This is a genomic window from Qingshengfaniella alkalisoli (assembly GCF_007855645.1).
Classification (GTDB): domain Bacteria; phylum Pseudomonadota; class Alphaproteobacteria; order Rhodobacterales; family Rhodobacteraceae; genus Qingshengfaniella; species Qingshengfaniella alkalisoli.
This window is the reverse complement of the sequence record NZ_CP042262.1, coordinates 1-10,433: the sequence shown is the minus strand read 5'-3', so window position 1 is coordinate 10,433 and position 10,433 is coordinate 1. Positions and strand designations below refer to the sequence as shown.

At 59.1% G+C, this 10,433-nt stretch carries 8 protein-coding genes and 4 pseudogenes; 4 read left to right on the top strand and 8 right to left on the bottom strand.

What is annotated here, in order from left to right:
• Positions 1-1,425, bottom strand: a complete 1,425-nt coding sequence (locus FPZ52_RS11465; protein WP_240804457.1) for an ABC transporter substrate-binding protein — start codon at positions 1,423-1,425, stop codon at positions 1-3.
• A gap of 331 nt (positions 1,426-1,756) precedes the next feature.
• On the opposite strand from FPZ52_RS11465, the gene FPZ52_RS11460 reads away from it, so the two are divergent.
• Both FPZ52_RS11460 and FPZ52_RS11455 read left to right on the top strand, forming a co-directional pair.
• A complete protein-coding gene (locus tag FPZ52_RS11460) occupies positions 1,757-2,569 on the top strand; it encodes a carbon-nitrogen hydrolase family protein (protein ID WP_146365767.1) in 813 nt (270 codons plus the stop codon).
• Positions 2,566-3,291: an HpcH/HpaI aldolase family protein gene (locus tag FPZ52_RS11455; RefSeq protein ID WP_240804456.1), complete on the top strand. Its 726-nt coding sequence runs from the start codon at positions 2,566-2,568 to the stop codon at positions 3,289-3,291. The genes FPZ52_RS11460 and FPZ52_RS11455 overlap by 4 nt, the downstream gene beginning before the upstream one ends.
• A 120-nt stretch (positions 3,292-3,411) precedes the next feature.
• On the opposite strand, the pseudogene FPZ52_RS19215 reads toward FPZ52_RS11455, so the two are convergent.
• Positions 3,412-3,558 (bottom strand): annotated as a pseudogene (locus FPZ52_RS19215) (IS5/IS1182 family transposase); the annotation flags it as partial.
• Between the two features lie 155 nt (positions 3,559-3,713).
• On the opposite strand from FPZ52_RS19215, the pseudogene FPZ52_RS19575 reads away from it, so the two are divergent.
• Positions 3,714-3,977 (top strand): annotated as a pseudogene (locus FPZ52_RS19575) (ISL3 family transposase); the annotation flags it as partial.
• 50 nt (positions 3,978-4,027) lie between these two features.
• On the opposite strand, the pseudogene FPZ52_RS19210 reads toward FPZ52_RS19575, so the two are convergent.
• From FPZ52_RS19210 to FPZ52_RS11440, 3 genes and pseudogenes are all read right to left on the bottom strand, one after another.
• A pseudogene (locus FPZ52_RS19210) lies at positions 4,028-4,138 on the bottom strand (IS6 family transposase); the annotation flags it as partial.
• Between the two features lie 223 nt (positions 4,139-4,361).
• Complete coding sequence (locus FPZ52_RS11445) at positions 4,362-5,654, bottom strand: PQQ-dependent sugar dehydrogenase (RefSeq protein WP_146365766.1); 1,293 nt, start codon at positions 5,652-5,654, stop codon at positions 4,362-4,364.
• 168 nt (positions 5,655-5,822) lie between these two features.
• The gene (locus tag FPZ52_RS11440; RefSeq protein ID WP_146365765.1) at positions 5,823-6,197 is read right to left on the bottom strand and encodes a c-type cytochrome; all 375 of its coding nucleotides are present in this window, start codon (positions 6,195-6,197) and stop codon (positions 5,823-5,825) included.
• Positions 6,198-6,355: 158 nt separating this feature from the next.
• On the opposite strand from FPZ52_RS11440, the pseudogene FPZ52_RS11435 reads away from it, so the two are divergent.
• Positions 6,356-6,567 (top strand): annotated as a pseudogene (locus tag FPZ52_RS11435) (IS6 family transposase); the annotation flags it as partial.
• Positions 6,568-6,976: 409 nt separating this feature from the next.
• On the opposite strand, the gene FPZ52_RS11430 reads toward FPZ52_RS11435, so the two are convergent.
• From FPZ52_RS11430 to FPZ52_RS11420, 3 genes are all read right to left on the bottom strand, one after another.
• Positions 6,977-7,267 (bottom strand): hypothetical protein, encoded by a 291-nt coding sequence (locus FPZ52_RS11430; protein WP_146365764.1) that lies wholly within the window; start codon positions 7,265-7,267, stop codon positions 6,977-6,979.
• 411 nt (positions 7,268-7,678) lie between these two features.
• Positions 7,679-8,764 (bottom strand): ParB N-terminal domain-containing protein, encoded by a 1,086-nt coding sequence (locus tag FPZ52_RS11425; RefSeq protein ID WP_146365763.1) that lies wholly within the window; start codon positions 8,762-8,764, stop codon positions 7,679-7,681.
• Entirely contained in the window at positions 8,761-10,131 is a 1,371-nt protein-coding gene (locus tag FPZ52_RS11420) for an AAA family ATPase (protein ID WP_146365762.1), read from the bottom strand. Before FPZ52_RS11420 ends, FPZ52_RS11425 begins: the two co-directional genes overlap by 4 nt.
• Between the last annotated feature and the right edge of the window lie 302 nt (positions 10,132-10,433).

Sequence of the window (10,433 nt, the reverse complement as noted above, 5' to 3'; positions counted from 1 at the left end):
TTACTTGTCGACGCTGACGCCCCAGAGACGAGCAAACCCGTTCCAGGTGCTGTAGCCCTCCACGTAGTCGGCATTGACCGAAACGTTCAGGTTGTTTGCCAGCATCACGAACGGCATCTGTTCGAGATAGAGTTCATGCAGCTTGTCGAAGAGCACCTGACGCGCTTCACCGTCCGGGGTCTGCAGGGTCTGCTCCACCAGCTCGATCGCGCGCGGATCGTCCCAGATGGCGCTGCCCCGGTTTTCCTTGCTGTCGACGACGGCGCTGTACGCCAGAACCGGGTCGGCACGGTTGGAGTAGTTGAAGGCGGACATCTGGAAGCTGCCGGAGCGGAAGCGGTCAAGCTGCGTCGCCCATTCTAGCACCTCGATACGGGCGTTGATCCCGGCCATCTGCAGCATGGCCTGAGCCAGAACGGCAACGTTCTCGTTGATCGGGTTGCGACGGTTGGTCTGGATGACGAGTTCCTCGCCGCCGTAGCCTGCCGCCTCAAGCAGCGCGGGAACCTCTTCGGGGGCATAGCCCACAGATCGTTGCTGAACCGAGTCGTGGTAGATTGAGTTGATCGGCACCAGCGAAGCATTCGCCGTTCCCAGCCCGTCGGTCGCCACGTCGACCAGTTGCGGAATGTCCAGCGCCTTGGCGACAGCCATGCGCATCTCGGTCGAAGACAGGACCGGATCCTCGGTCTGCATCAGCAGGGTGATCATGCCGCCGTGCGGCGCGGATTTCACGACGAAACCGTCTTCCTCCTTCAGTTCCGCCGCTTCCGAGGTCGACAGGTAAGGCACGACGTCCAGATCGCCGCTGCGCAGGGCCGCCACTGCGGTGGCACGATCCGGAGTGACCACCAGGTTGATGGTGTCGACCAAAGCCCCCTTGTGGCCCGCGAATCCGTTGATCTCGCCTTCAAGCGGACGGTACTCGTCATATTTCTTCAGAATCAGGTTCTGTCCGCGCCGCCATTCGTCGAAGACAAAGGGACCGGTTCCGATCGGATGATCCCAGCTGCCGTCGGCGGCGAAGCTGTCGGGATGGGTCACCGCCATGCCCCCGCATTGCGATTGCGCGGCGTTCTTCAGGAACATGGCGTCGGGCTCGGCCAGCGTCATGACCACGGTGCGCGTGTCCGGCGCCTTGATCGAGACCAGCTCGACTCCGCGGCTGCCATCGAAAAAGCCGGTGCAGTTGAAATCGGGCGCGGCCAGCATGGCCTCCCAACTCTGCTTCACCAGCTCTGCGGTGACCGGCGCGCCGTTATGGAAGGTCCGCCCGTCGCGCAGGGTGAAGGTGTAGACAGTCCCGTCTTCCGACACCGTCCAGCTTTCTGCCAGCATCGGCACGATGTCGCCCCGCTCACCGATCGCGAACAGTCCTTCGGCAACGTTCAGCGCCACCATGTCCGACAGCGCATCGCGATTCACGCCGGGGCGGGAACTTCGGATGTCCGCTGACAATTGCACGTTCAGCGTATTTGCTGCGGCCCCGCCTGCGGCCAGAGCAGTCATGATGCCCAGAAGCGAAGATCCAACTCGGTTTCGAAATATCATTCTGTCACTCCCTGTCAGGATGTCTCTGTATTGTATTCTAATGCATCATAATACAATATAAGAATCAACCCTGAGGTCAAACGAAAAGTTTTCTTAACTTTTCAGACCTTCGGCCAAGCAGCGTCGCTGAACGCTCCAGACCGGTGACCAAAGGGCGCTGCAGGCAACAAGGGCCAAGACCCTGCTTAGAAAGAGAGAGACTTCTATGAAGATCGCGATGCTTCAAATGAACTCGCGGGACAACAAGCTCCGCAACCTCGATAGGATCGAGGCGCTGTTCCGCACCCATATCACGCCAGGGGAGGTGGACCTGGTAGCGGCACCTGAATACGCTACCTTCCTCGGAGGCACGCAGGAGGCGCAATGGGACGCAGCCGAGAGCCTGCCCGATGGCGAGGCCTACCGCGCACTGCAATCCTTGGCACGCAGCTATCGCACAACCTTCCACGCAGGCTCGATGCTGGAGATCGCAGACGGACGCTACTACAATACGAGCATTACCTTCGGCCCTGACGGAACAGAGATCGCCCGCTACCGCAAGATCCACCTGTTCGACGTGGAAACGCCCTCAGGCCATGTCTTCCGCGAATCCGACGTTATCGACCGGGGCGACAGAGTGACCGGCTACACCATCGCGGACCGCCGCGCGGGCTGTGCCATCTGCTACGACCTGCGCTTTGCCGAACTGTTCCTCGCCCATATGCGCGACGGCTGTGACCTGATTGTGCTGCCGGCCGCCTTCAACATGGAAACAGGGAAAGACCACTGGGAGTGCATGCTTCGAACGCGCGCTATCGAGACACAAGCCTACGTGATCGCACCTGCACAGATCGGCCTGCATGCGGAGCCCGCCGGCGAACGCGCCTGCTTTGGCAATTCCATGGTGATCGACCCCTGGGGCACCGTGATCGCCCGCGCCTCGGCGCAGCCCGGTGTCACCTTTGCCGAGCTTGACTTCGCCTATCTAGACCGGGTGCGCAGCACCCTGCCCTCCAACACCCACCACGTGATGGCATGATGATGAATTCCTTCGCTTTCTGGATGAGCACCCCCAACCTCGATCTGCTGGAAATGGCCGCCGATGCCGGTTTCCGCCGCGTGGTTCTGGACATCGAACACAACGGCTATGATGCCGACCGGCGCGAGGCGCTGGTGGTCGCGGCCCGCGCCCTGGGCCTCGCGGTCTGTGCCAAGATTGAGGCACCCGAGCCTGTCTGGGTGCAGCGCGCAGTCGACCTGGGTGTCGACGCCGTGATCCTGCCCCACGTGGGCCGGCTGGCCGACGCGGAGGCGGCACTGGCGACCTGCAAGTTCCCGCCGCTGGGCACGCGCAGCTACGCCGCCGGTCGATCGGCCCGCTTCAAGGCCCCCGACGACGATTACTTCGCCCGGCAGAACCGCGAGATGCTCTGCCTGCCGATGGTTGAGACCGCCGAGGCCTTCGATGATGTCGAGGCCCTGCTCGCCAGCCCGCTAGTCGACGGCATCTTCGTGGGCCCTTTCGATCTGGCGCTGACCCGTGGCCGTCCGACCTACGGTTTCACGGATCAGGACCGCGCCGACATCTCCGAGCTCGCTGCACAGGCGAAGGCCGCGGGCAAGCAATGGTGGATGCCAACATGGCGGACAGAGGAGCAAGTCTTCGCCCGCGATCACGGCGCCACCGTGCGCGTGGTCGCCGCCGAGCATCAGTTGCTTTCCCTCGGCCTGAACTTCGTGATGGAAAACCTCGAACGGTAAAAAAGCCATGGCGGAGCGGACGGTCACCAAATCTGCCCGCCACCCACAACATGGACTCTTGTTGCGCAAAGCGACCAGCAGGGTGAGTTGACCCTTTCCTGCCCGAGGTGAGGATGTGGCTTCGATCTCGGCGCTGCCGTGGGAGGTAAAGCGGTTCATGATGGCGATGCGGATATGGATTTCGGCGGTCTGGCGGTCGGGATCTCGTGACATGATCCGCTCTGCGACAAGCTTCAGGCGGTGCGTCCTGGCCCCGACGCGGCTTCGGGCAACCGGCGATGTCACATCGACTGTTGCCTGTCTACGCCTTCCATATACTGACCCATCGATAGCCTCCCACCGAATGCGAAATTCATACCATCAAGCAGATCATCGGAGGAGTTTGCACACAGCCTCTCCGCAGGATGGCCAGAGATGGCCTGCCGATCCGACGGATCGCTCGTCTCCTAACCATGGGGCGAGATCAACGGTGCCGGCCTGATGCAGTGCTGGTCGCGCAGATTGAAGCGGCGCCACCAGCCCTGGCAGCCGCCCGGGAACTGACCGACCGGTCTACTGAGATGGTACGAAACGTCCGTGAGCATACCATGGCCGCCTGGCTCGACGAAGCCGAGGATAGCATGCTTGTATCCTTCACCCGCGGCCTTCGAAGCAATCAGGCCTCAGTTGCCGCCGTATTACGCAAAGGCATTGCCAAGTTGTTTGAGGTGGAACGCGGTTTTCGAGGAACGTGAAATCAGACTGATAGCTGGGCAGCGTAAGCGTTCCAAAGGCCGAACGCGTCGGCTCTCGCGTGGCGGTAGGACGGAGCGGAAAGGCGATATCGGCGGGTTCTGAAGATTGTGTCGCCTGAAACCACGGGGAAAGGCGCCAGTGCCACCCGAACCTTATTCATGCAACATAATCCGGGCAATGTATAACCGGGGCCGCCGCTGTCAGCGCCGACAAGAACATGCATCTTGCCGAGGTTATTCATCATAACACTGTAAACGACCAGCGCGTCCAAAGTCTTGATGCGCTGGTCGTTCCAGACCGGGCCGCACGGCAAAACCGTGCGGCCACATGATACATCAGCTACCGGGTGTCAGCTTGCTGATCGTGCCCTCGTCGATGGCGGTATAAAGGCTGCCATCCGGGCCGGAGACGAGCGAACGGAACCGCCCCGGTTCCATTGGCAGGGTCATCTCGGTCACGTCCTCGACGTCGGTATTGTCGTCATTGAACTGGATCACGTCGATCCGTTGACCGATGGGCGTACCGCCAAATCCGATGCCCATGATGCCGACGACCATCGCGCCGTTCCAGTCGCCCCAGGCCTCACCTTCGAGGAATGCAGCCGAAGAGGTACCCTGTGACCAGCCGTTATTGTTCCAGATCGGCGGCATGGCATCGGGATAGGTGTCGAAATCGGTCATCGGCATATAGGCCGCCCGCTCATAGCGGTTCATGCCCTCTTCCTGGTTCGGACTGTAGCCGCAGTAGTCGTCCGGGCAGTCTTCGCGCCCGGCCATGTTCGGCCTCGGGTCCCAGCCCGCATTGCCTCCGTTTTGCAGGATCGTGATTTCATCCGAATGCCAAGGGCCATGCTCGGCGGCAATCGCCGCGCCGGTTTCCGGATGGAAGGCGAGCCCCTGCACATTGCGGTGGCCATAGGTGTAGGTGCGCGGATCGAAACCTTCGGGCGGGCTGTTGTCGGGATGGGCATTGCCGTCCGTGTCCAGCCGCAGGACCTTGGACCCCATGATCGTCGGGCTTTGCGGTACCTGCCCGTTATGGGTATCGCCTGTCGTCAACCACAACGCCCCATCGGGTCCGAAACGTACTCGCCCGCCGTTATGCGCGCCAGGGCCACCGAACGGGTGGTTCGACGCCGCCATCTTGTAGGGCACGTCGTCGACGATGTCGGTCCGGTCGGAGACTTCGGTAAAATCCTCGTTAAGCGTAAAGCGCATCAACCGGTTGGTGTGCGGATCCGACATGTTCGATGTCGAATAGACATAGATGAGGTGGTTGTTCGCAAAGTCCGGATCGAACGCGACACCCATCATGCCAGCCTGGCCTTCACAGAACAGATCCGAGCCGTTGGACGCGTATCCCTCGGTCTCACCCACCCCGTAGATCGCGTTGACCGTCCCGTCCGGCATAAGGACGGACAGGCCCTTGCACTTCTCGGTAAACAGCATCGTGCCATCGTCCAAGAACGCCATGTCCCACGGGTTTTCGAGGCCGTCCAGTACAATTTCATGCTGTAGGCTGGTCGTGTTCATGCCGCTCTGTGCGAGCGCGGGTGAACAGTATACGGCTGTCCCAGCAAGCAAAGCTGCAACAGCTGGCAGAGCCGAAGAAGAAGTACGGCGAAACATGGTTTTCCTCCCTAACCGATGTTTCGGACCAATCGGGAAGGGTGACCTGACACCACTCTCATGATCCCGTCAGCCCGACACATTGACGTTAGGTTATCAACAATCCGCCGGTCAACGATTTTATCCGCACACCGCCCGCATTAGGCGAAGGTCCCGTCCGGTTCTGTGTCATTCGAATGCCGTTGTGATGTAGATAGACAAGTTAGTGATGTCTTCGTCGGAGAGCTTCTTCGCGTGCTGGATCATGAGGATGGAGTTCGGTCCAATGCGCTCGCCCGAACGATAGATCCTGAGCTTCTCCGCGATATATTCGGGCTCCTTGTCGGACAGCTTGGGATAGCTTGCGACACCCTGCGCCTTGTTCCCATGACAAGCCCGACAGGACTTGCGAAATATCACCTCCGCCGCTGCCAGATCGACCTCTTCCGCCACCGCGGCGGTTTCCGGCGCCTCTTCCTCCGATCCATCCGCCAAGTGGCCGTCAGCCCACGCCGTTGAACTCAACAAAGCAATCGACGCGAACAAGGTGCTGCACTTCTTCATCGGTCCATCCCCCCTTTTCACCGGTTTGTGCAGACCTTTCTAATGGCTTCTTGCGACATTTCCAGCATCCTTTGAAAGTTGAATCTACAGGGTATCCATTCGAACTTCCAAACGATCTTATGCTTCAAGGACGGCATTGACGACGGGTTGGGTAAGGGATTGAAGGATCGCACCGGCCAACCGCAAACGTGAAAAGCTTCTGGGCAGGTTCAACTCACCCCGCCAGACCCCGAGGTTTCTCGCCGCTCACGACCAGATCAACACAATCTTCCAAACCCGCCGATATCGATTGACCGCCACCTCATACCGCTACGCCAGAGCCGACGCTTTCGACCATTGGGACAGCTATGCGGCCGAAATGATCGTCTGACCGGCCAGAATCCACCCTTTTCAAGCACGCGCAAACAAGTTGGCAATCCTCCATGCAGCCTTCCGTGGCCCTTAGACTCTTCGCGTAAATGTATTCAAAGCCGACCGTCGTTGTTCCTGGCGGCATGCTCGCTCCCGGCGGATTTACCATACAGTGCGCAGATTAAGCAGATGAGACCGACTTCGATGTCCCTTGTCATCCGTTTGGTGTCGCGGGCTGAACAGTCTGGCGACTGGCAGATACCAAGACAATATCGATCGCCGAGGATTCTGAGCTGGCTTCCGGCCCATTAGGGTTTACATTATCGTGTATTATCAGCTTATTATAATCTGTGCGATCGTAATTCGATTATTTTGCGCATTTCTGGTACAGCAACTGTCGCCACCCATTTAGCTCCGATAAGTCTGCGTTATTGCCTTTGATGGACGAGCCCGCCACGCTGCACCGAAATCCCCGCCGGAGCCGCCCGACGACGCGACACACGCCCCCTGCCCTGCCGCTCCCGGACAGTGCGCTTGCCCTCATCGAAGATGACCACGCGGCGTTGCATGATCTCTATGTCCACGGCACGCCTGAAAATACGCTCCGCGCCTATGCGCGGGCTCTTCTCTACATCTCCGCCTGGGTCACCACCCGCATGGGCCGAGCCCTCACCTGGTCCGAAGACGACACCACCGCCCTGCGTTTCGTTCTGGATCATGCCCGCGATCTCGGCGACGCCCACGGCCCGGCACGCGCCACCACGGATGCGCTGATCGCCGCCCGGTTACGCCGGACATTGGCGGCCCCTGCTCGTCGACGCTGAATCGCCGCATCGCCAGCTGGAGCGCCAAGGCCCGGCGTGCCCAGGCGCGCCCCCGAAATTCGCGACCGATCACCCGCGATGTGCTGAAGCAACTGCTGGCCGCCTCTCGCTGCACCGCTCCGTTTCCCAGGTCATGCGCTACTACGACGATGTCGAGATCACGGCAAACCCCGCCGCCGATCTGTTGGGGTGAAGCGAATTCACGCCGCCCAGAACCCGCAGTCGAAGGGTAGGCTTCCAATGAGAGAGGCCCCCGCGATATTGCACTCTCGTACTGGCGCTGTCCCGCGCGCGAGACGGTCAGGTTTACAATGTATCCTCTGCTATTTTTATCAGAAATGCATTGAGTTCCTCGGCATCCGCGACCTTCAACCCATCCACCTTGATCGACACCCTGCCGTTCTTTTCCACGGTAGCGGCATAAACCACGCTCCCCTTCGAAACCGACGCCGAAATCTCTGGCGCGGGTGCAGACTTCTTCGCTTTGGAGAACACACCCTTGCGGCCGACAAACGCCTCGAGTAGATCCAACTCCTCGGCGGGGGCAGAAAACTTCGTTTCCCGATCCGACAGGGCCGTTACCAGTTCATCTTCGCGACCATCCTTGAGCGCCTGTGCCAGCTTTGCGCCAAGTCGTTCGCCGATATACTCGGGAAAGTCGAGATACGATCCAAGCCGCGCATGAATGACCGTGAAGTTCCGGATCTTGTAGCGCCGATTCCGGCTGGAATTTCCAAACAGTGTGAGAATGGCATCATCGACACTTTCACAGATCCCTTGCTCGGCAGCGACACAGCAAATCCGTCCACGTTCGTAAAAGCTGATCGCCTGCCGGATTTCGTTCTCTTCAATCATCGCGACCATGTCACCGACGGTGTCTCGCGCGCGAGACACCAGCGCTTTAACCCGAGAGAAGCTTTCATCGCCGGTCTCGTCGTAAAGCTCCTTGAGGGCGCTCCAGCGACGATACCCGCTGATAAGCCGCCGCTTACCGTTCAGGGAATTTCGCGCGCCAACTTCTATTGGAACCTGCTGTCCCCGCGCCTGCAAGCTGGCCTTCAACTCGTGCCAAGCCTCGCCATCGCGATCCAGCGTTCTGCGGTCACGCGACAGCGAATGTACGTCGATATCATCCAGCGAGAGAATGTGAACAAGCAACCCGTCCTGCTCGGCTTGCTGCCATTTCTCGGACGTCCCTTGCAGGCTTTCATTTTCCTTGCGCAGCCGAAGCATTTCGTCTTCGATTGTCCGTGCGGCAGTTCCTGCAACCTGCGCGATGGGAGGTGCCTTGCCAGCGGCAACTCCACGCCGTTCCCGAGCAGCCTTTTCCGCCGCTCCACGCATCTCCGTCACGCTTGTTCGGTCGATGGCTCCAAGTCGCTTACGTGTCATTCCGCCGCCTCTCGCTGCTCTGCCTCAGTTCGGTCGCGTTCCCAGCATCCAATCAAAAGTCTTTTGAATTCATGATAGCACCGATCGAAGGTCTCGCGACCGCGACGATAGGTATCACGGTTAAAATCGGTATGGCTTGCCTCGTAAATGCCGGAAACTCTCTCTCCTGCCTGCCCGACCAAGGCGGTAAATTCCTGCCGGTGCCGCGCCACGAAATCGTCAAGATAAACCTGAATCACATTCGCCAATTCGGATTGCTGCGCATCGTCATACCGTGTCAACAGCACCTGGACAGCATCCCAGGAAAACTTCGGAGCATCATCGGATATCCGCGCGATGCTGTCTTCGATCGAAACAAAGGTCGTGTAGAGCATATCGAAGAAACGACCCGTGGAATCAAACTCGATGAACGACGCACCGACGGGGATCAGCAGCACATCCGCCGCCGACAACGCATTGATCGTCAGGTATCCTAGGGCAGGGGGGGTATCGATCAGGATGATGTCATAGTCATCAAGCAGGCTTTCGTCGCGCAGAAAAGACTTCAACGCGTCCCAGAACTGCCAGCTTCGATGGGTTTGCATCCAGACCGGCACCTGAAACTCTGCCCAATACAGGTTCAGCTGGGCGGGCAAAATGTCGATTGTAGGCCAGTGTGTCCCAAAGATAAGATCGTCAGCCGTAACCGCGGCAGCCGCGCGCAGTTCTTCGTCCAATCGCTCATCGGTGAAGTCGTCGATCCCCATACTGCGCGCGACATGTTCGGCACGGTGACGGGCAAGAATGGAGTAGGCCGTCTGGGCCTCATCCTCCGCCATGGACCCAAACATCGTGCTCATCGACGCCTGGCTGTCGAGGTCGACCACAAGCACCCGATACCCATCTAGCGCAGCCGCCATGGCGAGGTGTGCGCCCGTGGTCGTCTTGGATACGCCACCTTTGAAGTTGCACACGGACACGATCTTCGCCGGCTGGTTATCGGGGCGGTAAGGACGGTAGCCCTTTCCCTGCTGACCCTCACTTTCGAGAAATGCGCGGATTGTATTCACCTCATCCAAGGTAAACATCTTCGCACCGCCCGGCTTGTCGGATTCGCCTTGGGGCAGGGTAGGGTGCGCCTTCAGCACCCTTCTGAAATGCTGCGCTGAAATCGGGAGCATGAACGTGGTAATCTCCCAGATACCGAATCGACGGAGGCTTTTTTCTCCGTCGGGCTTGTAGCCACGTCTCGCAAGATCATCACGCGCGCGCATGCTGATCTCGGCCGCCACGGTAAACCGTTCTGTTGTCACGCGCTGGGGAACATGCGCAAGCGCATCATCGGGATCTATCGGCTTCAATGATATAGAAGGGGGCTGACTGCTCATTTCCACTTGGCCTCTATGTTCTCGTTAATGGCCACCATACAGCAATTTCGCGAATGTGATAGATTTTCTGACTCACGAAAATTGCTGGGATGGCCTGTCTCGCATGCGAGACGGTCATATCCAGATATTCTAGCAACTGGAAAGAAAGCAGATCACTTACACAAGATGTAAGAGTCTTTGAGAATCTTTAAGAAATTTATGTATCAGTAAATAGCATAAAATCAGTAATTTAAGCTACAACCCATACCCGTATGCGGGACGAAACCGACCCTGTTTCGGGACCAACTATTCCCGAATCCGTG